25 protein-coding genes are annotated in these 25,993 nt (G+C 75.1%); 17 read left to right on the top strand and 8 right to left on the bottom strand.

The features are described 5' to 3' along the window. Positions 1-8 precede the first annotated feature (8 nt). Complete coding sequence (locus IEW90_RS13340) at positions 9-755, bottom strand: Pr6Pr family membrane protein (protein WP_229679679.1); 747 nt, start codon at positions 753-755, stop codon at positions 9-11. A gap of 95 nt (positions 756-850) precedes the next feature. Beyond that, positions 851-1,627: an alpha/beta fold hydrolase gene (locus IEW90_RS13335; RefSeq protein WP_188718752.1), complete on the bottom strand. Its 777-nt coding sequence runs from the start codon at positions 1,625-1,627 to the stop codon at positions 851-853. Positions 1,628-1,741: 114 nt separating this feature from the next. Here IEW90_RS13335 and IEW90_RS13330 point away from each other — a divergent pair, with 114 nt between their 5' ends. Continuing rightward, on the top strand, positions 1,742-3,973 hold the full coding sequence (locus tag IEW90_RS13330) for an ATP-dependent Clp protease ATP-binding subunit (RefSeq protein ID WP_308421884.1): 2,232 nt from the start codon (positions 1,742-1,744) through the stop codon (positions 3,971-3,973). Between the two features lie 54 nt (positions 3,974-4,027). On the opposite strand, the gene IEW90_RS13325 is transcribed toward IEW90_RS13330, so the two are convergent. After that, complete coding sequence (locus tag IEW90_RS13325) at positions 4,028-4,351, bottom strand: hypothetical protein (RefSeq protein WP_188718751.1); 324 nt, start codon at positions 4,349-4,351, stop codon at positions 4,028-4,030. A 201-nt stretch (positions 4,352-4,552) separates the two neighbouring features. Between IEW90_RS13325 and IEW90_RS13320 the strand changes: the two genes are divergently transcribed. From IEW90_RS13320 to IEW90_RS13280, 9 genes are all read left to right on the top strand, one after another. After that, positions 4,553-5,533 (top strand): tripartite tricarboxylate transporter substrate binding protein, encoded by a 981-nt coding sequence (locus IEW90_RS13320; protein ID WP_188718750.1) that lies wholly within the window; start codon positions 4,553-4,555, stop codon positions 5,531-5,533. Positions 5,534-5,538: 5 nt separating this feature from the next. Next, positions 5,539-6,045 (top strand): tripartite tricarboxylate transporter TctB family protein, encoded by a 507-nt coding sequence (locus IEW90_RS13315; protein WP_229679678.1) that lies wholly within the window; start codon positions 5,539-5,541, stop codon positions 6,043-6,045. Continuing rightward, the gene (locus IEW90_RS13310) at positions 6,042-7,550 is read left to right on the top strand and encodes a tripartite tricarboxylate transporter permease (RefSeq protein WP_188718748.1); all 1,509 of its coding nucleotides are present in this window, start codon (positions 6,042-6,044) and stop codon (positions 7,548-7,550) included. Before IEW90_RS13315 ends, IEW90_RS13310 begins: the two co-directional genes overlap by 4 nt. Continuing rightward, positions 7,522-8,463, top strand: coding sequence for a sugar kinase (locus tag IEW90_RS13305; RefSeq protein ID WP_268236838.1), 942 nt, complete (start codon positions 7,522-7,524; stop codon positions 8,461-8,463). The genes IEW90_RS13310 and IEW90_RS13305 overlap by 29 nt, the downstream gene beginning before the upstream one ends. Positions 8,464-8,467: 4 nt before the next feature. Further along, on the top strand, positions 8,468-9,211 hold the full coding sequence (locus tag IEW90_RS13300; RefSeq protein WP_188718746.1) for an IclR family transcriptional regulator: 744 nt from the start codon (positions 8,468-8,470) through the stop codon (positions 9,209-9,211). Further along, on the top strand, positions 9,208-9,840 hold the full coding sequence (locus IEW90_RS13295; protein WP_188718745.1) for a bifunctional 4-hydroxy-2-oxoglutarate aldolase/2-dehydro-3-deoxy-phosphogluconate aldolase: 633 nt from the start codon (positions 9,208-9,210) through the stop codon (positions 9,838-9,840). The genes IEW90_RS13300 and IEW90_RS13295 overlap by 4 nt, the downstream gene beginning before the upstream one ends. Next, positions 9,837-10,889: an L-glyceraldehyde 3-phosphate reductase gene (gene mgrA / locus IEW90_RS13290; protein ID WP_188718744.1), complete on the top strand. Its 1,053-nt coding sequence runs from the start codon at positions 9,837-9,839 to the stop codon at positions 10,887-10,889. Before IEW90_RS13295 ends, mgrA begins: the two co-directional genes overlap by 4 nt. Before the next feature lie 11 nt (positions 10,890-10,900). Further along, on the top strand, positions 10,901-11,383 hold the full coding sequence (locus tag IEW90_RS13285) for a heme-degrading domain-containing protein (RefSeq protein ID WP_188718743.1): 483 nt from the start codon (positions 10,901-10,903) through the stop codon (positions 11,381-11,383). Positions 11,384-11,471: 88 nt separating this feature from the next. Further along, entirely contained in the window at positions 11,472-12,911 is a 1,440-nt protein-coding gene (locus tag IEW90_RS13280; protein WP_229679677.1) for a sugar porter family MFS transporter, read from the top strand. A gap of 28 nt (positions 12,912-12,939) precedes the next feature. On the opposite strand, the gene IEW90_RS13275 is transcribed toward IEW90_RS13280, so the two are convergent. Next, the gene (locus IEW90_RS13275) at positions 12,940-14,238 is read right to left on the bottom strand and encodes a cytochrome P450 (RefSeq protein ID WP_188718742.1); all 1,299 of its coding nucleotides are present in this window, start codon (positions 14,236-14,238) and stop codon (positions 12,940-12,942) included. 385 nt (positions 14,239-14,623) lie between these two features. Here IEW90_RS13275 and IEW90_RS13270 point away from each other — a divergent pair, with 385 nt between their 5' ends. Beyond that, positions 14,624-16,258: a DEAD/DEAH box helicase gene (locus IEW90_RS13270; protein WP_188718741.1), complete on the top strand. Its 1,635-nt coding sequence runs from the start codon at positions 14,624-14,626 to the stop codon at positions 16,256-16,258. A gap of 550 nt (positions 16,259-16,808) precedes the next feature. On the opposite strand, the gene IEW90_RS13265 is transcribed toward IEW90_RS13270, so the two are convergent. Further along, the gene (locus IEW90_RS13265; RefSeq protein WP_188718740.1) at positions 16,809-17,564 is read right to left on the bottom strand and encodes a GAP family protein; all 756 of its coding nucleotides are present in this window, start codon (positions 17,562-17,564) and stop codon (positions 16,809-16,811) included. Positions 17,565-17,681: 117 nt separating this feature from the next. On the opposite strand from IEW90_RS13265, the gene IEW90_RS13260 reads away from it, so the two are divergent. Next, positions 17,682-18,956: a sensor histidine kinase gene (locus tag IEW90_RS13260; protein WP_188718739.1), complete on the top strand. Its 1,275-nt coding sequence runs from the start codon at positions 17,682-17,684 to the stop codon at positions 18,954-18,956. Beyond that, positions 18,953-19,675: a response regulator gene (locus IEW90_RS13255; RefSeq protein ID WP_308421883.1), complete on the top strand. Its 723-nt coding sequence runs from the start codon at positions 18,953-18,955 to the stop codon at positions 19,673-19,675. The genes IEW90_RS13260 and IEW90_RS13255 overlap by 4 nt, the downstream gene beginning before the upstream one ends. Positions 19,676-19,753: 78 nt before the next feature. Here IEW90_RS13255 and IEW90_RS13250 read toward each other — a convergent pair whose 3' ends face one another. Further along, positions 19,754-20,476, bottom strand: coding sequence for an SDR family NAD(P)-dependent oxidoreductase (locus IEW90_RS13250; RefSeq protein ID WP_188718738.1), 723 nt, complete (start codon positions 20,474-20,476; stop codon positions 19,754-19,756). Beyond that, complete coding sequence (locus IEW90_RS13245) at positions 20,473-21,456, bottom strand: ROK family protein (RefSeq protein WP_188718737.1); 984 nt, start codon at positions 21,454-21,456, stop codon at positions 20,473-20,475. The genes IEW90_RS13250 and IEW90_RS13245 overlap by 4 nt, the downstream gene beginning before the upstream one ends. Before the next feature lie 88 nt (positions 21,457-21,544). On the opposite strand from IEW90_RS13245, the gene IEW90_RS13890 reads away from it, so the two are divergent. Continuing rightward, positions 21,545-22,672, top strand: a complete 1,128-nt coding sequence (locus IEW90_RS13890) for a pyroglutamyl-peptidase I family protein (protein ID WP_229679676.1) — start codon at positions 21,545-21,547, stop codon at positions 22,670-22,672. Between the two features lie 144 nt (positions 22,673-22,816). Here the strand turns inward: IEW90_RS13890 and IEW90_RS13230 are convergent, their stop codons facing one another. Next, positions 22,817-23,485, bottom strand: coding sequence for a YdeI/OmpD-associated family protein (locus IEW90_RS13230; protein WP_188718736.1), 669 nt, complete (start codon positions 23,483-23,485; stop codon positions 22,817-22,819). Positions 23,486-23,660: 175 nt separating this feature from the next. On the opposite strand from IEW90_RS13230, the gene IEW90_RS13225 reads away from it, so the two are divergent. Genes IEW90_RS13225 through IEW90_RS13215 form a run of 3 tightly spaced genes read left to right on the top strand, consistent with a single transcriptional unit; the run spans position 23,661 to position 25,971 of the window. Further along, the gene (locus IEW90_RS13225; RefSeq protein WP_188718735.1) at positions 23,661-24,836 is read left to right on the top strand and encodes an ATP synthase subunit B family protein; all 1,176 of its coding nucleotides are present in this window, start codon (positions 23,661-23,663) and stop codon (positions 24,834-24,836) included. Next, complete coding sequence (locus tag IEW90_RS13220; RefSeq protein ID WP_308421882.1) at positions 24,833-25,297, top strand: phage holin family protein; 465 nt, start codon at positions 24,833-24,835, stop codon at positions 25,295-25,297. Before IEW90_RS13225 ends, IEW90_RS13220 begins: the two co-directional genes overlap by 4 nt. Next, on the top strand, positions 25,294-25,971 hold the full coding sequence (locus IEW90_RS13215; RefSeq protein WP_188718734.1) for a DUF3618 domain-containing protein: 678 nt from the start codon (positions 25,294-25,296) through the stop codon (positions 25,969-25,971). The genes IEW90_RS13220 and IEW90_RS13215 overlap by 4 nt, the downstream gene beginning before the upstream one ends. Positions 25,972-25,993: the final 22 nt, after the last annotated feature.

Here is a 25,993-nt window from a genome sequence, read left to right as displayed (position 1 = left end):
CGGGCCGCTCAGGCCGCGGGGGCGCCGACCGGCTCGAGCCGGCGGGCGCGCCAGCGCGCGTACGCGATGAGGATCGCACCGCCCAGCAGCACGACCGCAGCGACGACGACGCACATGATCGCGACGCCGCCGTAGCCGTTCGCGTGGTTCTCGGGGTTGAGGAACGGGTACGGGTACCAGTACGCGCGCCCGGAGGCGAAGGTGTCGTCGACGAGCGGTGCGCGCAGGAGCGTGTACGCGAGCCACACGAGCGGGAAGATCGCGACGACGCCGAGGTCGCGCCACTGCAGGTCGCGGCGGCGCGGGCTCACGAGCCAGTCGATGAGCATCCAGAGCGGCGCGATGAGGTGCAGCACTTCGTTCGACCATCCGAGCGTCGAGCCCTGCGGCAGCTCGATGCCACGCAGCAGCGTGTTGTAGACGAGGCCGGTGACGACCATGTACGTCGAGGCGCACAGCAGCAGCACGTCGAAGCGGCGGCCGATGCGCGGCCGGCCGAGCTGCGCCGCGACGAGGATGCCGAGCACGACCATCGCGAGCAGGTTCGACTCGATGGTGAAGAACGAGAAGAAGTTCACGAGGTTCTGGCCGATGTCGGGGTCGCCGCGGTCTGCCCAGAAGCCGAGGCTCGTGACGAGCTGGCCGATGACGGCGGCGAGGATCGCGACGGCGATGACGGCCCGGCCGACGAGCAGCAGGCGGCGCGAGAGGGATGCGGCGGTCGCGGAGGCGGCGGCAGGTGCGGTGGAGCTCACGCGCTCAGGATCGCACGAGCGGACGCGCGCCCCAGCGCGACGCGGCGCTCGAGGCGGCAGGGGCGCGACCGCGCCCAGCGGGGACGCTGCGCGTGTCAGGCGTCGCCGAGGAACCGCCGCAGCAGCTCGGTCACGACGGCGGGCTGCTGCGAGTGCACCCAGTGGCCGGCGCCCTTCACCGTGACCTTCCGCACGGCAGGGAAGCGCGCCTCCATCGCCTCGCGGAACTCGTCGCGCACGTAGCCGGAGTCGGCGCCCGCGATCCACAGCACCGGTCCCTCGTAGACGGCGTCGGTCTCGGGGAAGCCGCGCAGCACGTCGAGGTCGCGGCGCAGCATCTCGAGGTTCGGCAGCCAGCGCCAGCCGTCGCCCTCACGCTGCAGGCTCTGCAGCAGGAAGCCGCGGATGCCCGGATCCGGCACGGCCGTCGCGAGCGCCGCATCCGCCTCGCCGCGCGAGCCCAGCGCATCCAGGTCGATCGCGAGCATCGCGTCGATGAAGCCGCGGAACTCGTCGCTCGAGCGGTAGGCGACGGGCGAGACGTCGACGACCACGAGCCGCTCGACCCGCTCGGGGTGCCGGAGCGCCGCGAGCATGGCGGCCTTGCCGCCCATCGAGTGGCCCACGAGCGTCGAGGGCTCGTCGAGCAGGCTCGCCACCGCATCCGCCATCGCGACGTAGTCGAGCCGCTCCGACCACGGCGAGCGGCCGTGGTCGGGCATGTCGACGAGCGTGACGCGGTGCCGGTCGGCGAGCGCCTTCGCGATCTGCGACCAGTTCTTGCCCTGCCCGAAGAGGCCGTGGCAGAACACGACGGGCGAGCCCGCCTCGCCCACGCGGGTGGTGTGCAGGGCAGGGGCGGCGTCGGTCACGCGCCTCACGCTACCCGCCGCATCCAGGCCGATCGCCCCTCATCCCTGGCGGATTCCCAGGTGCAGGAGTAAACTTGAGTCAAGTCCACTCAAGTTCAGACCAGGAGGAGACGGATGGCACGGATGGGCGGGATGATGCCCGGTCAGGACGACCAGCGCTCGGCGCTCGAGCAGTTCGGCACCGACCTGACCGCGATCGCGCGCGCCGGGCGGCTCGATCCCGTGATCGGCCGCGACAGCGAGATCCGGCGGATCAGCCAGGTGCTCTCGCGCCGCACGAAGAACAACCCGGTGCTCATCGGCGAGCCCGGCGTCGGCAAGACCGCCGTCGTCGAGGGCCTCGCCCAGCGCATCGTCGCGGGCGACGTGCCCGAGAGCCTCAAGGGCAAGGCGATCGTGTCGCTCGACGTCAACGCGATGATCGCCGGCAGCAAGTACCGCGGCGACTTCGAGGAGCGCATGAAGAACGTGCTCGCCGAGATCGACAAGGCGCAGGGCCGCATCATCACCTTCATCGACGAGCTGCACATCATCATGGGCGCCGGCGCCGCCGAGGGCAGCCAGGGCGCGAGCAACATGCTCAAGCCCATGCTCGCCCGCGGCGAGCTGCGCCTCATCGGCGCGACGACGCTCGACGAGTACCGCGAGTTCATCGAGAAGGACGCCGCCATGGAGCGGCGCTTCCAGCAGGTCTACGTGGGCGAGCCGAGCGTCGAGGACACCGTCGCGATCCTCCGCGGCCTCAAGGAGCGGTACGAGGCGCACCACAAGGTGACGATCGCCGACAGCGCGCTCGTGGCCGCCGCATCCCTCTCGAACCGCTACATCACCGCCCGCCAGCTGCCCGACAAGGCCATCGACCTCATCGACGAGGCGGCGAGCCGGCTGCGGATGGAGATCGACTCGGCGCCGGTCGAGATCGACCAGCTGCGCCGCACCGTCGACCGCATGGAGATCGAGCGGCTCGCGCTCAAGAAGGAGAAGGACGACGCCTCGCGGCAGCGCCTCGCCGAGCTGGAGCAGGCGCTCGCCGCCCACCGCGCGCAGCTCGACGAGCTCGACGGCCGCTGGCAGGCCGAGCGCGCGAGCCTCAACCGCATCGGCAACCTGCGCGAGCAGCTCGACGAGCTGCGCAGCCGCGCCGAGCGCGCCCAGCGCGACGGCGACCTCGAGCGAGCCTCGCGCCTGCTCTACGGCGAGATCCCGAAGGTCGAGCGCGACCTCCACGAGGCGGAGTCCGCGGCGGCCGAGGCGGGCGCGCGCATGGTCGGCGACCAGGTGTCCGCCGACGACATCGCGGGCGTGGTCGCCGCGTGGACGGGCATCCCCGTCGGGCGCCTGCTCCAGGGCGAGACCGAGAAGCTGCTCGCGCTGGAGGACGAGCTGGGGCGGCGCGTCGTCGGCCAGCGTGCCGCCGTCGCCGCGGTGTCGGACGCGGTGCGCCGCACGCGCGCGGGCGTCAGCGACCCTGACAAGCCCACCGGCTCGTTCCTCTTCCTCGGCCCGACGGGCGTCGGCAAGACCGAGCTCGCGAAGGCGCTCGCCGAGCTGCTCTTCGACGACGAGAAGGCGCTCGTGCGCATCGACATGTCGGAGTACGGCGAGAAGCACTCCGTCGCGCGGCTCGTCGGCGCCCCGCCCGGGTACGTCGGCTACGAGCAGGGCGGCCAGCTCACCGAGGCCGTGCGGCGCCGGCCCTACTCGGTCGTGCTCATGGACGAGGTCGAGAAGGCGCATCCGGAGGTCTTCGACCTGCTGCTGCAGGTGCTCGACGACGGCCGCCTCACCGACGGCCAGGGCCGCACGGTCGACTTCCGCAACACCATCCTCATCCTCACCTCGAACCTCGGGTCGGCGTACCTCACCGACCCGACCATCTCGCCCGAGACGGCGCGCAACGAGGTGCTCGGAGCCGTGCGGCAGGCGTTCAAGCCGGAGTTCGTGAACCGGCTCGACGACATCGTCGTGTTCGACGCGCTCTCGGCCGAGGAGCTCGGCGCGATCGTCGACATCCAGGTGCGCGGCCTCGACCGGCGCCTGCGCGACCGGCGGCTCGTGGTGGAGGTCGAGGATGCGGCGCGGCGATGGCTGGGCGAGCGCGGCTATGACCCGATGTACGGCGCGAGGCCGCTGCGCCGGCTCATGCAGCGCGAGATCGACGACCGCCTCGCGAGGGCGATCCTCGCGGGCGAGGTGCGCGACGGCGACACCGTGATCGTCGACGTCGCGCCTGGCGGCTCGGCCCTGTGGGTCGGCCCGGCAGGCGCCGACCGGCCCGCGCAGTGGTCGTTCGACGCCGGGAACGGCGACGACGACGCGGACGAGGGCGAGCTCCTCGACGACTGATCCCGGACGACGACGGGCCCGGATGCGCGCATCCGGGCCCGTCGTCGTGCGGAGCTAGTAGGAGCCGATCTGGCCGATCTGGTTGCCCGCAGCGCCCGGGTTGTGGACCGAGAACTGCGCGGCCGCGACAGCGCGATCGTCGGAGAAGCGGCGGTAGCCGAGCCAGGCGATGACGATGCCCGCGACGAGCAGCAGAGCCTGCACGACGAGCAGCGCGACGGCGCCGCCGTCGGCGACGAGCAGGGCCATCGCGTCGACCTCGGCGGCTCGTGCGGCCGACACGGTGGCGGCGAGGTGCGAGCCGATCCAGCCGATCGCGCCGAGCGCCATGACGACACCGACCGCCAGGGCGATGAGGTGGAGGACGTTGCGCCGCATGATGCTCCTCGCCGGAGCCGGATCCTCCGGCCCCTCTGTTCGCAGGCTAGCGGATCGGACAGCGGTTCCGCGAGGAACGCTCACGGATCCTGGGGCCGCGCCGTGCATCCCTCGCGCTGCACGACGATCGCCGCATCCTGTAGTGTGTGCGAAAGACGCACGACTGTTGCACACTATGCAACACAGATCGGAAGGACAACGATGTCCCGCACACGCACCCGCCCCGTACTCGCCGTCGCAGCGCTCGGCGCCGCTGCAGCCCTCGTCCTGAGCGGCTGCGTCAGCCGCGACGGCGGCGGCGCGGACGCCGACGCCGCGTTCCCGACCGGCACGATCACGATGTTCACCCCCACGCAGGCGGGTGGCGCGACCGATCTCACCGCCCGCACGCTCGCGAGCGAGATGGAGTCGATCCTGGACACCTCGATCGTCGTCGAGAACCGCCCTGGCGGCGCCGGCTCGGTCGGCATGCAGCACCTCGCCGGCCTCTCCGCCGACGGCCACGCGATCGCCGTGCTCCCGGTCGAGGTGAGCATGCTCGGCCACCTGGACTACGAGATCGACCCTGCCGACTACGACTTCCTCGGCCAGGTCAACGCGCAGCCCGGCACGATCGCGGTGCCGGCGAGCAGCCCCTACGAGACCCTCGACGACCTCCTCGCCGCGGCGGAGGAGGCCCCCGGCAGCATCACCGTGTCGAACGCGGGCGCCGGATCCATCTGGGAGACCGGCGCGAAGGCGCTCGGCGCCGAGGCGGGCGTCGAGTTCCAGGGCGTGCCCTTCGACGGCGGCGCCCCGGCGGTCACCGCCGCGATCGGCGGCCAGGTCGACGCCGTCGTCGCGAGCGTCGCCGAGGTCGCGCCCGCGCACGACGACGGCCGCCTCCGCGTGCTCGCCGTCTTCATGGAGGAGCGTGCCCCGGTGCTGCCCGACGTGCCGACCGCGACCGAGCAGGGCCAGGACGTCGTCATCGGCAGCTGGGCCGCGATCGCCGCCCCGACCGGCCTCGCCGACGACGTGAAGGCGACGCTCGAGGCTGCGATCTCGGAGGCCGTCGAGTCAGAGGCCTACGTCTCGTTCGTCGAGGACGCCGGCAACATCCCGCAGTACCGCGACGCGGCGGAGGCGACCGAGTTCGTGCTCGCCGAGCACGAGCGCTTCGGCGCCCTCCTGGCCGGATGAGCGCCGTGGCGGAGCAGACCGTGCGGGAGGCCGCGGAGGAGGCGGTCGGGCACCCTGAGGCGGAACCGCGCCGCGCGACCCGCGCGGCCGAGACGGCGATCGGCCTCGGGGTCGTGGCGCTCGGCGTCGGCGCGATCGTCGCGGCGCAGCAGCTGGCCGACCTCCACGCCGGCGGCGACTTCGGCGGCCGCTGGTGGCCGACGGTCGTCGGCGGGTGCCTCGCGGTGCTCGGCGCCGCCTCGGTCGTCTCCGGGCTGCTCCGCCCGCCCGCCGTCGACGTCGAGCCGCTCCGCCGCACCGGCGTGCTGCAGCTCGCGGCCATCCTCGGCCTCGTCGTCGCCTACGGCATCGCGTGGCAGTACGTGCACTTCGCGGTCGTCACCCTCGCGCTCGTCGCGGCCATCATGGCGGTGCTCGGCGGCCGCGGCTGGCGCCAGCTGGTGCTCGTGCCCGCGATCGTGACCGCCGTCCTCTACGGCGTGTTCGGCCTGCTGCTGCGGGTGCCGCTGTGACCCCCGTGCTCGAGGGCATCGGCGCCCTCCTCGACCCGACGATCCTGCTCTGCCTCGTCATCGGCACCCTGCTCGGCACGCTCGTCGGCGCCGTCCCCGGCATCACGGCGACGATGGCCGTCGCCCTCGCGGCGGGCTTCACGCTCACGCTCGAGCCGCTGCAGGGCCTGGCGGTGCTGCTGTCGATCTACGTCGCGGCGCAGTTCGGCGACCGCGTCCCGGCGATCCTCATCAACACGCCGGGCACGCCCGCGTCGATCGCGACCACCTTCGACGGCTATCCGATGGCCAAGGCCGGCCGCGCAGGCGTCGCGCTCACGAGCTCGGCGCTCGTCTCCGCCGTCGGGTCGCTCGCCGGCATCCTCATCCTCATCTTCCTGGCGCAGCCCATCGCCGGCATCGCGCTCCGCTTCGGGCCGATCGAGATGTTCGCCCTCGTCGCGTTCGGGATGACGATGATGGTCGGCGTCTCCGGCGGCCGCATCGTCAAGGGCCTCGCCGCGGGCGCCCTCGGGCTCCTGCTGGGCGCGGTCGGCCGCGACCCCATCAGCGGCGAGCAGCGGTTCACGCTGGGGATCCCGGAGCTGAGCTCCGGCGTGCCGTTCATCGCGGTGATCGTCGGCGTGTTCGGCCTCGCCGAGGTGTTCAACCAGATCGTGGAGGCCCGCAGCGGGCGCGCCGCGAAGCCGATCGAGCAGCTGGGCCGATGGTGGCCGGACCGCGCCGAGCGGCGCAGCCTCGTGAAGCCCGCCGGCATCGGCGCCGGCGTCGGCGCGGTCGTGGGCGTCGTGCCCGCGGCGGGCGGCGACATAGCGGGCATCATCGCCTGGGACCAGGCGCGCCGCGCGTCGAAGCACCCCGAGCGGTTCGGCAAGGGCTCGCTGGAGGGCGTCGCGGCGCCGGACACCGCGAGCACCGCGACGATGGGCGGGTCGGTGACGACCACCCTCGCGATCGGCGTGCCCGGCGACTCGGTGATGGCCGCCATGCTCGGCTCGATGATCGTCTGGGGCCTCACGCCCGGGCCGGCCCTGTTCGTGCAGAACCCCGACCTCGTGTTCTCGATCGCCACGATCATGGTCGTCGCGACGGTCGCGGCGCTCGGGCTGAGCCTCGTGCGCATGCAGGGCGTCGTGAACCTCCTGAAGCTGCCGCTGAACACGCTCGCGGTCGTCATCATCACCTTCTGCATGGTGGGCACCTTCGCCGTGCAAAACAGCGTCTTCGACGTCATCGTCATGCTCGTCATGGGCGTCGTCGGGCTCGGGATGCGCCGGTGGGGCTTCCCCGCCGGTCCGCTCGTGCTCGGGCTCATCCTCGGCCCGCTCGCCGAGAGCAACCTGCGCCGCGCGCTCCTCATCGACGGACCCTTCGCGGTCCTCGGGAGCCCCATCGCCTCCGTGCTCATCGCGCTCAGCGTGCTCGCGCTCGTCGCGCCGCACCTCCTCCGCATCCTGAAGGGACGGTCCGCCGCTCGTGCGCGCTCCACTGCCGACGCCCCCTGACCGCGATCTCGTCGTCTGCCTCGGGGAGACGATGGCGCTCGTGACCCCCGTGGAGGCCGAGCCGCTGCGCACCGCCGAGCGCTTCGCCATCCACATCGGCGGCGCCGAGTCGACGGTCGCGCTCTACCTGGCCGATGCGGGACGCCGGGCCGCGTGGGTGAGCCGGCTCGGCGACGACCCGCTCGGGCGGCGCGTGCTCGACGAGCTCGTCGTCCACGGGGTCGACGTCGCTGGCGTCGAGCTGGATGCGGCGGCTCCCACGGGCGTCTACTTCAAGGACCCGGGCGACGACGCCACCGTCGTCCACTACTACCGCGGCGGCTCCGCCGCGTCCCGGATGGACGTGCGGGAGATCGCGCGCATGCGGCTTCCGGAGGCCGCCGTCGTGCACCTGTCCGGCATCACCGCAGCGATCTCCGCCTCCTGCCGAGCGCTGCTCGTCGCCACGATGGCGGAGGCACGAGCCCACGGCGCGCTCGTGTCGTTCGACGTCAACCACCGCCCGGGGCTGTGGTCAGCCGCGGAGGCAGCGCCGGTGCTCGCCGACCTCGCCCGACGCGCCGACCTCGTGTTCGTGGGACGCGACGAGGCGGAGGCGCTGTGGGGCGAGGGCGACCCCGAGCGGCTCGGCGCGCTCCTCGCGCCACGCGGGGCCCTCGTCGTGAAGGACGGCGGCCTGGGCGCGACCGAGGTGCACGCCGGGGAGTCTGCCTTCGTGCCCGCGCAGCGGGTGGAGGTCGTCGAGGTCGTCGGCGCGGGCGACGCGTTCACGGCCGGCTACCTCGGCGCGCTGCTCGACGGCGCCGACGCGGAGGCCAGGCTGGCCGCCGGCCACGCGGTCGCCGCCCGGGCGCTCGCGAGCACGTTCGACTTCGCCCCGTCGCAGCCCGCCCCCGACGCGGTGGGATCCTGACCCCATGTCGCAGAGCATCCACCGCGCCGCCCTCGTCCTCGAGCACGTCAGCGTGCGACCTCGCACGCAGAGCGAGATCGCGGCGCTGCTCGACGTGCACCGGTCGACGGCGCTCCGCATCCTGCAGACGCTCACCGAGGCCGGCCTCACCCGGCGTCGGCCCGACGGCACGTACGGCATCGGGTACCGGCTCGCGGGACTCGCGAGCCTCGCCGCCGAGCAGTTCGACCTGCGCGACATCGCGCGCCCGACGATCGCCGAGCTCGGGCGGGAGTGCGGCCACACGATCCATCTGGCGGTGCTCGACGGCGCGCAGATCGTCTACGCCGACAAGATCGAGTCGGCCGGGCCCGTGCGCATGCACTCGCAGGTCGGCCAGCCGGTGCGGCTCCACACCTCGGGCGTGAGCAAGGCGATCCTCGCGTGGCAGGACACCGCGACCGTCGACCGCATGCTGGCCGGCTACGAGTACGAGCGCTTCACCGACACGACGATCACCTCGCGCGAGGCGTTCGATGCCGACCTGGCGGGCATCCGCGAGCGCGGCTGGGCCGTCGACGACGGCGAGTTCGAGCCCTTCATCGACTGCGTGGCGATGCCGGTGCGCGATGCGCGCGGCTCGGTCATCGGGGCGGTGTCGATCACGGCGCTGCGCGCGCTGGCAGACCTGGATGCGCTCGAGGCGCTGCTGCCGCGGCTCGCGGCCGCGACCGAGCGGATCTCGACGGACGTGGGATGGAGACCATGAGCGACTGGTTCGAGGAGGCGTTCGCGGGCGCCCCGGTGATGGCGATCCTGCGGGGCTACGACCCCGAGCGGACGGTGGCGCTCGCGAGGCGGGCGTGGTCGGTGGGCATCGACTGCGTCGAGGTGCCGATCCAGGATGCGGGGGCGGAGGCATCGCTCGCCGCGGCGGTCGCCGCCGGTCGCGAGGCGGGCCGCGCCGTCGGCGCGGGCACCGTCACCAGCACCGCGCGCCTCGAGCGCGCGATCGAGCTGGGTGCGGCGTTCACCGTCGCGCCCGGGCTCGACCTGCGGCTCGTGCGCGCGAGCGCCGACGCGGGCGTGCCGCACCTGCCGGGCGTGGCCACCGGCTCCGACGTGCAGGCCGCGCTCGACGCAGGCCTCACGACGGTGAAGGCGTTCCCCGCCTCCGTGCTCGGCACCGGCTGGTTCCAGGCGATGCGCGGCCCGTTCCCCGAGGTCCGCATCGTGGCGACGGGCGGCATGCACGCCCGCAACGCCGCCGAGTACCTGGCCGCCGGCGCCGACGTCGTCGCGGTCGGCTCCGCGCTCGACGACCCGGAGCAGCTGCCGCTGCTCGCAGCCCTGACCGGGGACGGCCGCGCCGTCGCCACCGACCGAGGAGTCGCATGACCGCCCACATCCAGCCCGTCTACGCGCCCGCCGACGACCGCTACGAGCGCATGCAGCACCGCCGCGTCGGCGCGAGCGGGCTCCACCTGCCCGCCGTCTCGCTCGGCACGTGGCACAACTTCGGCGACGACACCCCCATCGCCACGCAGCGCGCGCTGCTGCGCCACGCGTTCGACCTCGGCATCACCCACTTCGACCTGGCGAACGGCTACGGGCCGCCCGCCGGCTCGACCGAGAAGAACGTCGGCCGCATCCTCGCGGAGGACTTCGCGGGGCTGCGCAACGAGCTCGTGATCTCGACGAAGGCCGGCTACCCCTTCGTGCCCGGCCCCAACGGCACCGGCGGCGGCCGCAAGAACCTCCTCGACAGCCTCGACATCTCGCTCGAGAGCCTCCGCCTCGACCACGTCGACATCTTCTACAGCCACCGCTACGACCCGGCCACGCCGATCGAGGAGACCGCGGCCGCGCTCGACGCCGCCGTGCGATCCGGCCGAGCCCGCTACGCCGGCATCTCGTCGTACTCCGCGGAGCGCACCGCCGAGATCGCGGCCGAGCTGCGCCGCCTCGGCACGCCGCTGCTCATCCACCAGCCGTCCTACTCGCTGCTCAACCGCTGGGTCGAGGACGGCTCGCCGTCGCTGCTCGACACGGTCGAGCGGGAAGGCGTCGGCGTGATCGCCTTCTCGGCGCTCGCGCAGGGCCTCCTGACCGACAAGTACCTGCACGGCGTGCCCGAGGGCTCGCGCGCGACGCAGGGCAAGACGCTGCGCGACCACATGCTCAGCGACGAGAACCTCGCCCGCGTGCGCGCCCTGCACGACATCGCGCAGCGGCGGGGCCAGACGCTCGCGCAGCTCGCGCTCGCCTGGGTGCTGCGCGACGCCCGGATCAGCTCGGTGCTCATCGGTGCGAGCCGCACCGAGCAGCTCGACGACATCGTCGCGTGCCTCCGCTCGCCGGAGCTCACCGACGACGAGCTGGCCGAGATCGACCAGCATGCGAAGGACGGCGGGCTGAACATCTGGTCGGCCTCGTCGGAGGCGTGAGCGTGGCGGCCATGCCCGCGCTCGGAACCCCGGAGCTGCTCGCGCAGGTCGAGGAGGAGGAGCGCGAGCTCGTGCTGCCGGCCTTCGACCGCGACGACGCCTGGGCGCTCGGCTCGCGGCTCAGGGACGCGGCGACCGACGCGGGCCTCCCGATCGTGATCGGCATCGTCGTCGCGGGGCAGCGCGTCTTCCACGCCGCCCTCACGGGCGCGACGCCCGACAACGACGCGTGGCTGGAGCGGAAGACTCGCGCGACGCTCCACTACCAGCGCTCCTCGCTCGGCGTCGGGGAGCAGTTCCGCGCGAGGGGCTGGACGTTCGAGGCCGACAGCCGGCTCGACCCGCGGGAGGTCGCCGGCAACGGCGGCGTGCTGCCGATCGCGGTCCGCGGCGTCGGCGTCGTCGGCGCGGTCGGCGTCTCGGGGCTGCCGCAGCTGGACGACCACGCCTTCGTCGTGGAGCACCTCCGGGCGTTCATCGCCGAGCGGGTCTGAGCGCGGGCGCGGCGCGCCCGCGGCACGCGGCGCACGGCATGATCGATCGGGTGCGCCCGCGGCGGGCGCCGGGAGGCGGAGGTCGATCGTGGCGGTGGCGCATGGCGCGGGCAAGCACCTCGCGGAGCGCGAGGCGCCGCTGCCGGCGCTGACGGCGGGCCCGTGGGGCGCGCGGCTGGGCGTCGTCTCGGTCGTGGCGTGCCTCGGCGGCCTGCTGTTCGGCTACGACACGGGCGTCGTCAACGGCTCGCTGCGGCCCATGAGCGAGGAGCTGGGGCTCGACGCGCTCGGCCAGGGCGTGGCCACGAGCTCGCTCGTGTTCGCCGCCGCGATCGGCGCGCTGCTCGGCGGCCGGCTCTCCGACCGGCACGGCCGCCGCACGGTGCTCGTGGCGCTCGCGGTGCTCTTCTTCGTCGGCGCGGTCGTGCTCGTCGCGGCGCCCGGCCTCGGCGTGCTCGTCGTCGGGCGCGTCCTGCTCGGCCTCGCGGTCGGCGGCGCCTCCACGGTCGTGCCCGTCTACCTCGCCGAGCTCGCGCCGCACGAGATCCGCGGCTCCATCTCCGGCCGCAACGAGGTGGCCATCGTCGTCGGCCAGCTCGCCGCGTTCGTCGTCAACGCGATCCTCGGCGTGACCCTCGGCCACCTCGACGGCGTCTGGCGCATCATGGTCGCCGTCTGCGCGCTGCCCGCCGTCGCGCTCTTCGTCGGCATGCTGCGGATGCCCGAGTCGCCGCGCTGGCTCGTCGCGCGCGGCCGCCGCGACGACGCCCTCGCCGTGCTGCGCCAGGTGCGGCCTGCCGAGCGGGCCGCGGCGGAGCTCGCGCGCATCGAGCGCTCGGTCGCGGCCGCCGACGACCGCGGCCGCGCGCGCCTCCGGCTCGTCGACGTGCTCGCCGACCGGCCGCTGCGCCGCATCCTCGTCGCCGGCATCGGCGTCGCCGTCGCCCAGCAGCTCACCGGCATCAACGCGATCATGTACTACGGCCAGAGCGTGCTCGTGGAGTCCGGCTTCTCGGAGCAGGCGGCGCTCATCGCCAACGTCGCGCCGGGCGTCATCGCCGTCGTCGGCGGCCTCGTGGCGCTCGCGATGATGGACCGCGTCGACCGCCGCACCACGCTCATCCTCGGCTTCTCGCTCACCACCGCGTGCCACGTGCTCATCGGCATCGCCTCCTCGGTGCTCGCGGTGGGCGACCCGGCGCGGCCGTTCGTGATCCTCGCGCTCGTCGTGCTGTTCGTCGGCGCGATGCAGACGTTCCTCAACGTCGCGACCTGGGTCTACCTCTCGGAGGTGTTCCCGCTGCGGATGCGCGGGCTCGGGATCGGCGTGGCCGTGCTGCTGCACTGGCTCGTCAACGGCTCGCTCGCGCTCGCCTTCCCCTCGCTGCTCGCCGCGGTCGGCATGAGCGGCACGTTCTGGCTCTTCGCCTGCGTCGGCGCGGTCGCGCTCGCGTTCATCGTGCGGCGCGTGCCCGAGACGCGCGGCCGCACGCTCGAGGGGCTCGAGGCGGAGCTGACCGCGCGCTAGCCGCGGCCCCGCCGGATCCGCGGGCGCGTCAGCGGTGGAACGGGCAGCCGGAGGGCGCCTGCCCCGCGCGGTGCACCCGCCCGCCCGAAGCCGGCTTCGTCGGCAGCCGGCGGCGGTCGACGTCGAGGCCGGCCGACGAGATCTCGAGCCGCGGGTCGCTCATCGCCGCGACGGCGGCCGCGAGGCCCGCGACTGCGAGCTTCTCGCCAGGGCAGCGGTGGCCGGTCGCGACGTCGGCGCCGCCGTGCGGGATGAAGGCGGCGATCTGCTCGAAGTCGACGCCGAGGAAGCGCTCGGGGTCGAACTCGTGCGGCCGGTCCCACGAGGCGTCGTCGGTGTTCGTGCCGAGGATGTCGAGCACGACCCGGCCGCCCTCCGGCACCCGCTGGCCGTCGAGCTCGACGTCGGCGATCGCGCGGCCCGGCAGCATCGGCACGAACGGCGACGTGCGGCGCACCTCCTGCGCGAACGCGACCGCGAGCGGGCCGTCCACCAGGGAGCCGCGCGACGCGACCTCCTGCGCGATCCTCGTGCGCCACTCCGGGTGCTCGTGCAGCGCCTTCGCCGCGAACGCGACGAAGCGCGCCACCGCGATCATCGGCCGGATGCTGTTCTGCAGCTCGACGCCCGCGAGGCGCGCGGGCAGGAGGTTGCCGGCGCGGTCGCGGTGCCACGACCACTCGTGGAGCGCGGTACCGGCGCGCGCATCCAGCTCGCCCGCGCGCACCGCCTCGACGAGCCGCGCCGCGTGCCGGTCGGACCAGAGGCGGTTCGCGGTCGCGAGCAGGTACTCGGGGGAGTAGGGCACGCCGAAGCCGTCGACGATCTGCGCGAGCCGCGCCGACCAGCGCGTCTTCGCGTCGGGCGTGCCGGGCAGCCCGGCCCAGCGCATGATGGCGCGGCCGAGCGCGCCGACGGCCGCGTCGTACGCCGAGCGCGTGCCGCCCTCGAGCCACGCCTCGCGCTCGGCACGCCACTCGCCCTCGAGCAGCGGCAGCAGCCGCGCCACCTGCTCGTCCTCGTACGCGACGTCGACGAAGGTCGCCTTGCGGTGGCGGTGCTCGGCGCCGTCGAGGCTGTGGACGGAGCCGTGGCCGAAGAGCGTCTCCTGCACGATGCCGGGCATCGCGCCGTGGCGGGCGATGAGCCGGTCGTCGTAGAAGGCCCGCACGCCCTCCTCGCCGCGCACGAGCATCGCGTCGTCGCCGAGCAGCCGCATGGGCGCCGAGCGCGCGCCGGCGCCGACGCGGCGCCAGATGCGCCGGCCGAAGCCGTAGCCGCGGGTGAGGAGCGAGGGGGCGTCGTCGTGGAGCAGGTCGCGAGGCATGTGGGGACAGTAGTCGCGGCGTGTGGCCGCGACCTCCGCGTGCGGTGGGCGGGGCCTCGGTGCGGGCCGGACGCGGGTGCCGGCCGCACGCGCGGCGGTGCGCCCTGGTACGATGGAGGCACTGCGCGAGCGATCCTCGCTCGCCTGCGTCGTAGAACGCTCCTCTCTCCGCCTCCCTCCGCCCGTCACGCGGGCCTGGATCCGGGCGTCGATGAACCTTCCGCGGCGAACGATCGCGGCCACCGCCGCGCTCGCCGAACCTGCGTCGCCGCATCCACTCCCACCCGTCCGGGCACCCGGCACTCGTGGTGGGGTCCGGAGCACTCGGAGCAACCACGAGTGCCGGATGGATGCCGCGCGGCGCGATGCAGACAGAGAAGACAGCATGCAGACCACCGTTCCCACGTTCGCCGAGCTCGGCGTCCCGCCGAAGCTCGTCACAGCACTCGCCGGCATGGACCGCACGAGCCCGTTCCCGATCCAGGTCGACACCCTCCCCGACACGCTCGCCGGCCGCGATGTGCTCGGCCGCGGCAAGACCGGCTCGGGCAAGACCCTCGCCTTCGCGATCCCGCTGGTCGCGCGCCTCGCCGGCGAGCTCGCCGGCGGCCGCCGCCGCAAGGGCCTGCCGCTCGGCCTCGTCCTCGCCCCCACGCGCGAGCTCGCGACGCAGATCGCCGCGACCGTCACGCCGCTCGCCAAGGCCGCCGGCCTCACCGTCACCACCATCTTCGGCGGCGTCTCGCAGCGCCCGCAGGAGGCGGCCCTCCGCGGCGGCGTCGACATCGTCGTCGCCTGCCCCGGCCGCCTCGAGGACCTCATGCAGCAGGGCATCGCCTCGCTCGAGGCCATCGAGATCACCGTCATCGACGAGGCCGACCACATGGCCGACCTCGGCTTCCTGCCGGTCGTGACGCGCATCCTCTCGAAGACCCCGCAGAGCGGGCAGCGGATGCTGTTCTCGGCCACGCTCGACAACGGCGTGGACAAGCTCGTCGCCAAGTTCCTGCACGACCAGGTGCTGCACTCGGTCGACGAGGCGCACTCGCCCGTCGCCGCCATGACGCACCACCTGTTCGAGGTCTCGCCCGACGACAAGAACCTGCTCGTGCGCCGCCTCGCGTCGGGCATGGGCCGCCGCATCCTCTTCACCCGAACGAAGCACCAGGCGAAGAAGCTCGCGAAGCACCTCACGGCCTCCGGCATCCCCGCCGTCGACCTGCACGGCAACCTGTCGCAGAACGCCCGCGACCGGAACCTCGCCGCGTTCAGCGATGGCTCGGTGAAGGTGCTCGTCGCCACCGACGTCGCCGCCCGTGGCGTGCACGTCGACCACGTCGAGCTCGTCGTGCACGTCGACCCGCCCATGGAGCACAAGGCGTACCTGCACCGCTCCGGCCGCACCGCGCGCGCCGGCTCGGAGGGCGACGTCGCCACGGTCATGCTGCCCGCGCAGCGCAAGGACACGATGCTCCTGCTGAAGAAGGCCGCCATCACGGTGCAGCCGCAGCAGGTCACGGCCTCGTCGGATGCGGTCGACGCGCTCGTCGGCCCGTACGCGCCGCACGTGGCCCCGGTGCCCGGCGGCCCCGGCTCGGGCAACGAGATCCAGCAGCAGGGCGGCGGCGGCCGCTCGACCGGCGCCAACGCGCAGCGCAAGCGCGCGGCGCGCGACGCCCGCGGCGGCGCCGCGGCGTCGGCCGCGCACGGCGGCCAGTCGCGCGAGCGCGACGACCGTCCCCGCCGCGACCGCTCGGGTCGCCCCGAGGTGAAGGCCGGTGCGGGTGCCGGTTCCGGTGCCGGTGGCGGCCGCGGCAGCCGCGGTCAGGGCGGCGCGCAGGGCGGCCGCCGTGGCGGCCAGGGCTCGCAGGGCGGGCGCGGCCAGGGCGGCCAGCAGCCGCGCGGCGGCTCGTCGGTGGCGTGGTCGTCGACCGGCGGCGGCTCCATGCAGGGCGGCGACGCCGGCCGTGGCCAGGGCGGCGGCGGTCAGCGCCGCGGCCCGCGTCGCGCGCAGGGCTGAGCCCTCCGCCTCCTGCGCGACCCCGCGCATCCGACAGCCCCGTCGCCAGGCATCGCGCCCGGCGGCGGGGCTCCGTCGTGCGCGCGGAGAGCACGCTGGGTCGGTGGTCGCTCGCGCGTCGCTCGCCGCCGCGGGAGCGGTCACTGCCCGCTCGTGAGTGGTCGCGTCGTGCTCGTGAGTGGTCACGTCCTGCGGTCAGTGGTCGCGATCGGTCGGGAGTGGTCGCTCCTTGCAGCAGATCCTGACCACTGATCGCACGAAGAGACCCATCGGACGTACTGCCCGGTGCGCGGAGTCGCCGAGCGGCGCCGGCTTGCTCTTGACTGGCGCCATTGGCACTTGAGCGGCGCCGTTCCGCTGCGGATGGGCGCCGTTCGCACCTGAGTGGCGGCGGACGGCGGTCATTCGACGCCACTGCCGACCGGATGTCGCCACTCGGATGCGGACGTCGCCGCTCGGAAGCAGGAGGCGCCACTCGGGGAAGCAGAGGCGCGAGTCGGATGCGGGCGGCGCCGCTCGGATGCGGATGGCGGCGGTCGAGCGCCGCGCCTCAGCCGAGCCTGAACAGCGAGCCGACGCCGTCGGTCACCGCGTCGACGAGGCCGCCGATGCCGCCGATCGGGCCGGATCCGAGGTTGATGAGGAGCACGCCCACGAGGCCGGCGATCCACGCCGTCAGCTCGCCCGCCTGCTTCGTGAGCCACGCGTTGACGCGCTGCAGCAGCGGCTCGACTGCGCGGTGCGCGACGAGCCGCACGACGAGCAGCGCGAGCGCCGGCAGCACCATGACGAGGCAGTAGCCCACGAGCGCCGCGCCGTGCAGCGGCACCGGCAGCTCGGCGGCGTCGAGGATGCCGATGGCCACCAGGTAGGGCAGCAGGGTCGCGATCTCGAGCAGCGTCGCCGCGACGGCGAGCGCCATGAGCGGCCGCAGCGAGCCGGCCTCCGAGCCGACCGCCCGTTCCCGCCACCGCACGAGACGACCGCTCGGGGCGCCATCGCCCCCGCCGCCGCCCGAGACGATCGCCCCGACGAGCAGCACGATCCCCACCACCACGAGCACGCCGCCGCCGACCGGCGAGGCGATCCACGCCCGCAGGTCGTCGAGCAGCAGCCGCGCGCCGAGCGAGAGCAGCGCGCCGAGCACGAGGTAGCTCCCCGCGACGGTGCCGAGGTAGACGAGCATCCGGCCAGGCCGCGGGCGCGAGGAGGCGAGGAGCAGCCAGACGGGGATGAGCAGGGTGCCGAAGCTCGTGGAGTCGGCGAGGGCGAGCAGCGCGAGCATGCCGATCGTGGGGAGGTCCATGGATCGAGGCTCGCGGCGGGCAGCGGCGGGCGCGTCGGGCGGAGGATGCAGCGGAGCATGCCGCGCCTCCATCCTTCGGAGGAGCCGCGACGCCGCGGCGCGTGCTGGGATGGAGGCATGGCCGCCCCCGCACCCCTCGACGCCTGGGTGCTGCCGCGCATCCGCTACAGCTCGACCGCGGGCGACGTCGCCGTCGCGGCGCTGCTGCTCGTGGTCGGCGGCGGGCTCACGATCGGCGGCGGCACCCCGGCGCCCGATCCGACCTTGCCGCTCGGCGAGCCCTGGGCACCGTGGGCGGTCGTGGTCGCCGCGGCGCTCGCCACGCTCCTGAAGCGCCGAGCGCCGCTGCTCGCGATCGGGCTGCTCGGCGCGCTCCTGCTCGTCGACGCCGCGTGGGTGAGCGGCGCGCTGCCGCTCGTGCCCCTGCTCGCGCTGCTCGACGCGGTCTACGCCGCGATGCTGCACCCGGCCGTGCGCGCCCGCCGTGCGGTGCTCGTGGCGGCGGGCGCGCTCGCGCTGGCGCTGCTGCTGCTCGCTCGCCCCGGCACGCCCGCCGATGCGGTGCAGCTGGCGGCGATGCTCGCGATGCTGCTCGGCACGCCCGCGCTGTGGGGCACGTCGGTGCGGCAGCGCGACGAGCTGCTCGGCGCCGAGCGCGAGCGCGTCGCGGCGGTCGCGGCCGCCGGCGAGGCGGCGCGCGCCGGGGCGCTGCGCCAGGAGCGCTCGGCGATGGCTCGCGAGCTGCACGACGAGCTCGCGGCAAGGCTCTCGGCGATCGCGCTGCAGACCGGCGCGCTCGAGGTGCGCGAGCACCCGGATGCGGCGACCGCCCGGTCGATCGCGGCGGTGCGCCGCTCGAGCATCGAGGCGCTCACCGAGCTGCGGCAGCTCATCGACGTGCTCGGCGACGACCGGGACGCGGCCGGCACGCGCGTGGCGGCGCGCATCGAGGACCTGGAAGCGCTCGCCGCCGACGCCGAGCGCTTCGGCGTCGACCTCGTCGCGCGCGTCGCGGTCGATGCGGGGGCGCTCGAGAGCACGGCGTCGCACGCGCTCGCCCGCATCGCCCGGGAGGCGATCGCGAACGCCGCGCGGCACGCGCCGGGCGCGCCGGTGCGGCTGCGCGTCGACGACCTCGGCGAGCGAGGCGTCGAGCTGCGCGTCGAGAACGCGATGGCGGTGCGGGCCGTCGAGGCGGGCGGCAACGGCCTCGGCATCCCGCTCATGCGCGAGCGGTGGACGCTCGCGGGCGGCGAGGGGGAGGCCGGACCGGTCGACGACGACCGCTGGCTCGTGCGGGCGCGGGTGCCGTCGGCGGCGGCCGGGGATTCGTTCGACGAGCCGGCCGGCGCCGCGCGGCGCGGTGCGGCCGCGGCGGGAGCCGCGGCGTGAGCGGCGAGGCGGGCCTGCGGGCCCACGAGGGCGAGGGCGGCGTGGATGCGCGCGGCGCCGTGCGCGTGGTCGTCGCCGACGACCACGCGGCGGTGCGGGCCGGCGTCGCGGCGGTGCTCGGCGCCGATGCCGGCATCGAGGTGGTGGGCGAGGCCGCCGACGGCCGTGCCGCGATCCTCCAGGCACGGGCGCTGCGCCCCGACGTCGTGCTCATGGACGTGCGGATGCCGCGCGTCGACGGCATCGAGGCGGCGACGGCCGTCGTGGCCGAGGGGGTCGCCGTGCTCATGCTCACGACGTACGACGTGGACGAGCATGTCGACGGCGCGCTCGCGGCAGGCGCATCCGGCTACCTGCTGAAGACCGCCGAGCCGGGCGAGATCGTCGCCGGCGTGCGCCGCGTCGCCGCGGGCGACAGCGTGCTCGCGCCCGAGGTGACGCGGCGGGTGCTCGATCGGCTCCGGGCCGTGACGGCAGGGCCGGCCGGGCCGGCGGAGGCCGAGCGCGCCGAGGCGGCGGCACGTCTGGCGCAGCTCACCGCGCGCGAGCGCGAGGTGCTGGCCGGGCTCGGCGAGGGGCTCTCGAACGCGCAGCTCGCCGAGCGGTTCGGCATCACCGAGCCGACCGCGAAGTCGCACGTCTCGCGCATCCTCGCGAAGCTCGACGCGCGGTCGCGGATGCGCGCCGCGGTGATCGCGCGCGACGCCGGCGTCGTCTGAGTCGGCCGCTGCCGGCGCAGTCAGACCCCTCGCGGTCCGACCCGGCGGTCCGGCGCCGCGCGGTCCGGGTCGGCGCGCTCAGAGCCCGCCGGTGACCTCGAGCACGCTGCCGGTCGCGTACGAGGCGTCGGGGCCGAGCAGCCACGCGATCGCCGCGGCGACCTCCTCCGGCTGGCCGGCGCGCCCCATCGGCACGGTCGCCGCGACCTTCGCGGGCCGCTCCGGGTCCTGGTGGAAGCCGGTCCAGATCGTGCCGGGCGCGACCGCGTTCACGCGGATGCCGTCGGCCGCGACCTCGCGGGCGAGGCCGACGACGAGCGCCTCGACGCCCGCCTTCGCCGCCGCGTAGTGCACGTAGGTGCCGGGGGAGCCGAGCCGCGCCGCGACCGACGAGACGGCGACGATCGCACCGCCCCGGCCGAGCCGCCGCACCGCCGCGCGGCAGGTGGTGACCACGCCGAGCAGGTTGACGTCGAGGTCGGCGCGGAGGTCGTCGAAGGCCGCGTCGGCGAGCCGGCCGACCGCGCGCGCCGCGCCCGCGTTCGCCACCACGCCCGTGAGCGTGCCGAGCGGAGCGGCCGCGTCGAGGAGCGCATCCACCGAGGCCTCGTCGACGACGTCGACCTGCTGGGCGACCGCCCGTGCGCCGAGCGCCGTCGCCTGCGCGACCACCGCCTCCGCCGCCGCCCGGTCGGCGCGGTAGCCGACGACGAGGTCGTGGCCGTCGGCCGCGAGCCGCAGGCATGTGGCGGCGCCGATGCCGCGGCCGCCGCCCGTGACGACGGTCACCGGGCGGGTCATCGCGCCGCCTCCGCGCGTCCCGCGCGCTCGGCCAGCACCGCGCCGCCGACCGCGGCTGAGAGCCCGCCGAGCTCGGCGAGCACGAGCCGACGCGGCTGCGGCACGCCCTGCAGCGGCGCATGCGCGGCGAGCTCGCGCTCGATCACCGGGAGCAGCAGGTCGGTGCACTCGAGCAGCACGCGACCGCCGAGCACCACGACCTCCGGGTCGAAGGCGGGCAGGAGGCGGCGCAGCCCGGCGGCGACCGCCCATCCGGCCCGCTCCATGAGCGCGAGCGCGGCGGCATCGCCCGCGCGGGCCGCCGCCGCCAGGTGCTCGGCGGTGGGCCGGCCGTCGGGGGCCAGCGCGACCGCAGCCTCGACCGAGGCGGCGTCGCGCGCGAGGGCGTTGCCGCCCGCGTACGACTCGATGCAGCCGCGCGCCGTGCAGGAGCAGATCGGGCCGTGCTCGTCGACCGTCACGTGGCCCAGTTCGCCCGCGAGGCCGTGCGCGCCGATGAGCGGCCGGTCGTCGGCGACATACGCGCCGCCGACGCCCGTGCCGAGCGCGATGAGGATCGACGAGTGCGCGCCGCGGGCGGCGCCGAGCTCCGCCTCGCCGACGAGGTAGCCGTTCGCGTCGTTGTCGATGGTCACGGGCATCCCGAGCCGCGCCGAGAGCGCCGCGCGCAGGGCGAAGTCGCGCACGCCGAGGTGCGCGGCCCACGTCACGACCTCGCGATCGCGGGTGAGCCAGGCGGCGATCGCGAGCCCGACCGCTTCGATCGGCGGCTCGCCGACCGCGGCGAGCTGCGCGTCGAGGTCGCGAACCGCGCCCTCGAGGGCGTCGACGAGCGAGTCGGGCCCGGCGATCGCGTGCGGCCGGTGGATGCGGGCGAGGATGCGGTCGGCGCCCTCGCGGGCCGCGCCGTCGCCGTCCCGCCGCGCAAGCGCGACACCCGCGACCTTCGTGCCGCCGACGTCGAGCCCTGCAGTGGTCATCCCCCCATCCTGCCTCCTGGCGCGACCCGGCGGCGCCCGGCTCGGCCCCGGGGGTGACCGCTCGGGCGCCGGGGGGGAGGATGGGGGCATGCGCATCCTCGTCACCGCCTTCGAGCCCTTCGGCGGCGACGCCGAGAACGCCAGCCTCGAGGCCGTGCGGCGGCTCGAGGGCGCCCGCGCCGAGCGCCCGCAGCCGGGCGTCGAGATCGTGGTGGGCGTGCTGCCGGTCGCGTTCGGCGAGGCCGACCGCGCGCTCGCCGCGCTCGTCGCCGAGCACCGGCCGGATGCGGTCGTGGCGGTCGGCGAGGCGGGCGGCCGCACCGCGGTGACCCCCGAGCGCTGGGGGGTGAACGAGGACGACGCGCGCATCCCCGACAACGCCGGCGCCCAGCCGCGGCACGAGCCGATCGACCCGGACGGACCGGAGCGCCGCGCCTCGGGCCTCGACGTCGAGGCGCTCGTCGCCGCGATCGAGGACGCCGGCGTGCCCGCCGAGGCGAGCGACGACGCGGGCCGGTTCCTGTGCAACCACGTCGCGTACCTCGTCGCGGGGCTCGACGTGCCGGGCGGCTTCGTGCACGTGCCGGCCGTGCGGTCGTCGGGCGTCGCGGGCGTGGGCGGCGAGACGGATGCGGGCGCCGCGCCCGTCGACGCGGGGCTCGGCTTCGACGACCTCGGCCGCGCGCTCGAGGCGATCGTGGGCGCGGTCGCGCGCGGTGCCGCCCGCGGCACGCCGCACCCCGACGGCCACCGCGTCGACCGGGCCGACACCGTCGTGCAGGGGCCGCCGGATGTGGTCTACGACGCGCTCGTCGACCCGGCGGCCCTCGCCCAGTGGCTGCCGCCGGAGGGCTCGAGCGGCACGATCGAGGACTTCGACGGGCGCGAGGGCGGCGGCTACCGGATCGTGCTCCGCTTCGAGGCGCCGGAGGACACGAAGACCACCGACGACGCCGACGTCTCGCGCGTCGAGCTGCTCGAGCTCATCCCCGGGCGGAAGGTCGTGCAGCGCATCCGCTTCGAGACGGCGCTCGAGCGCTTCCGCGGCGCGATGACGATGACGTGGCGGCTCGAGCCGGTCGCGGCGGGCACGCGCGTGAGCGTCGAGGCGACGGATGTGCCGCCCGGCATCGCGCAGGAGGACCACGAGGAGGGCCTCGGCTCGTCGCTCGCGAACCTCGCGGCGTACCTGCAGCGGCGCGGCCCGCGCGGGTAGCCCTCCGCCGCCTCTCCGCTGGCCACCCCGCTGGTCGAGGAGCGCGCCGCCGCAGGCGGCACGCGTCTCGAGACCATCCGCGCGGCGAGCTGCTCGCCATCCTGTGGTTTCGACTCGCTCAGCCGCCTGCGGCGGCGGAGCGGCTCAACCAGCGGTGCGGGCCGCGGCCGCGGCCGCCCGCGCCACCCACTTCGGCGTCGCGCCCGGCCGGAACGGCGGCACCTGCAGCCCCGCCGCCGAGTCGTCGCGCAGCTGCTCCGTGCGCGAGACGCGCGTCGCCTCCCGCTTCGCGCCGAGGATCCACACCGTCGCCTGCTTGCGGTACCCGGGCGTCGCCTCCGCGAGGAACGCCGTCGCGGCCGGCGAGGCGTCGAGGATGGCCTGCAGCTCCGGCGGCAGCGCGACGTCGTGCGGCTGCTCGTGCGTGTAGAGCCCGGCGTCCTCCGGCCGCCGCGCCTCGAACGCCGCGATGCCCGCCGGGTGCATCCGCCCCTCCGCCGTGAGCCGCTCGACGTGCGCGATGTTCACCGCCGACCAGATCGAGCGGGCCTTGCGCGGCGTCCACCGCTGTCGCCGCGCGTCGTCGTCGATGCGCTGGGAGACGGAGTCGATCCAGCCGAAGCAGAGCGCCTCCGGCACCGCCTCGGCCCACGTGATCCCGCGCGGCTCGACGTGCTTGGCGCGCAGGCCCATCCACAGCTCCGACTCGTCCGCGTGGTGCGCCTCGAGCCACGCGCGGAACTCCGCCGCGTCGCGGAAGAAGACCGCGGGACGATCCGCCGAGCCGCCGCGAGTGCCGATGCTCGATGCCATGGCGCCAGCCTGCCACCGACCTCCCACGGGGCGCGCGCGTCTACTCCTCCGAGCCTGTGAACGCATCCGGCGAACCCACCGCCCGCCATCAGGTTCGGGGTACACAGTTCGGGGGACAAACGGCACGACCCGACGCGGCGGACGGACCCCCGCGTCCTGAGGATGGGAACGACTCATGACAGACGCGTACCAGCCCCACGAGGCGAGCCGCCGGCCCGGGCACAGCCCGGCCGACGACCAGCCGGCGGCCTCCGCGGCCCCCTCGTACGACGAGACGGCGGCCAGCGCGAGCGACGCGCTCGGCACCGACTCGAGCCTGACCTCGAGCACCTCCGGCACCGGCCTCGCCGGCTCGTCGGGAGCAGGCGGCGGGCGCACGCCCGGCGTCCCGGTCGCCGACCCGATCGGCGGCGCGGGCACTGCCTCGACCGCGGCAGGCTCGTCGGCGACGGGCTCGAGCGGCTACGGCACGGGCGTCGGCTCGGCGACCGGCTCGACGACCTCGGCGAACGCGGGCTACGGCTCGTCGGGCTCCGGCTCGAGCGGCTCCGGCTCCACCGGAGGCGTGAAGGACACCGCCAAGGAGGAGGCCGCCAGTTTGGGCGGCACCGCCAAGGAGGAGGCCGCCAACCTGAAGGAGAGCGCGACCGACGCGGGTCGCCGCGTCGCGGGCACCGCGAAGCAGGATGCGGCCCACGTCGTCGGCGAGGCGAAGCAGCAGGCGCGCCAGCTGCTCGACCAGACCATGCACGAGGTGCGCGACCAGGCGGGCACGCAGCAGCGCCGCCTCGCCGACGGCGTGAGCACCTTCGGCAGCGACCTCCGCGGCATGGCCGACGGCAACGCCCCCGAGAGCGGCCTCGCCGCCCAGATCGTCCGCGAGGTCGCCGACCGCGCGGAGGGCGCCGCGAGCTGGCTCTCGAACCGCGAGCCCGCCGACCTCCTCGAGGAGGTCAAGACGTTCGCGCGCCGACGCCCGGGCACCTTCATCGCGATCGCCGGCGTCGCCGGCCTGCTCGTCGGACGCCTCGCCCGCGGCATGGTCAGCGAGGCCCGCGCGAGCAGCGGCGGCACGAGCGGCGGCTCGGCCAGCACGACCGGTCCGGAGTTCGGCGGCCGCATGCCGGCCGTCGGTACGACCGGCGGCGACGGCGGTGCCACGCGCGGCGTGATCGTCGACGGCGACGTGCCCGCCCAGACGGGGCACTCGCCCCAGGGCACGGGTACCGGCTCGACCACCGGCACCGGCTCGCCGCGCGTCACCGCCACCGGCACCGCGCAGCCCGGCCCGGCCGGCATCGGCCACTCCGACCCCGCCTCCGACGAGGTCCGGGGGGAGCGATACCCGTGACCGGCCCCGACGTGCCGCGCCACGCGCACGAGGACCCGGCGGTCGCCGCGGCGTCGAACGACGCCGAGCGCCGCGCCGCCGGTCAGTCGCTCGGCGACATCGTCGGCGACCTCATGCGCGACATCTCGGCCCTCATGCGCAAGGAGATCGCGCTCGCCAAGGCCGAGGCCAAGCAGGAGGCGACCCGTGCCGGCAAGGGCGCGGGGATGCTCGGCGGCGCCGGCTACGCGGCCGGCCTCGCCATCCTCTTCATCTCGATGGCACTCATGTGGTGGATCGGCGACGGGCTCGACAACCTCGGGCTCGGCGCGCTGATCGTCGCGATCCTCTGGATCGTGGTGGGAGCCATCCTCTTCGTCGTCGGTCGCAAGGAGCTCAGGCGCGTCGAGCCCATGCCCGAGACGGTGGATTCCGTCAAGCAGATCCCCGACGCGCTGCACACGAAGGAGGCAGGACGATGACCGACCAGACCCCTGAGGAGATCCGCGCCGACATCGATCGGACCCGCGAGCGGGTGAGCGGCGATGTCGACGCGCTCGCCGAGAAGGTGTCGCCGAGCAGCATCGCCGATCGCCAGGCGACGCGCGTGAAGTCGAAGCTGCACGACGTCAAGGAGTCGCTGTTCGGCTCCGACGACCCGCGCGACTCCGGCGCCGTCGGCGATGCCGGCGACGCGGTGCACCACGCAGCGCACTCCGCGAAGGAGGGCGTGCGCGACGCCGGCCGCCGGGTCGGCGAGGGCGTGCACGACGCGTCCGACCGCACGGTGCGGTACGCGAAGGGCAACCCGCTCGCGATGGGCCTCATCGCCTTCGGCGTCGGCGCGCTCGTCGCCTCGCTCATCCCCTCCAGCAGCAGGGAGCAGGAGGCGGCGGCGAAGGTGCGCGAGAGCGCGCAACCGATCGTCGACGAGGCGAAGGACGTCGCCAAGGAGGCGGCGGAGCACCTCAAGGAGCCGGCGAAGGAGGCCGCGGAGTCGGTCAAGGGCGCCGCGCAGGAGGCCGCCGCGCACGTGCAGGACGAGGCGAAGGATGCCGCGGCCCAGGTGAAGGACGACGCGCAGAGCGCCAAGGACCACGTGCAGAGCGACGCCCAGCACGCGAAGGACCGCGTGCAGGGCGAGGCCAAGCAGTAGGTCGAGCACAGCAGGAGGGGCG

This window comes from Agrococcus terreus, assembly GCF_014645235.1.
Lineage (GTDB): Bacteria > Actinomycetota > Actinomycetes > Actinomycetales > Microbacteriaceae > Agrococcus > Agrococcus terreus.
This window is presented reverse-complemented; position numbering and strand designations above follow the sequence as displayed.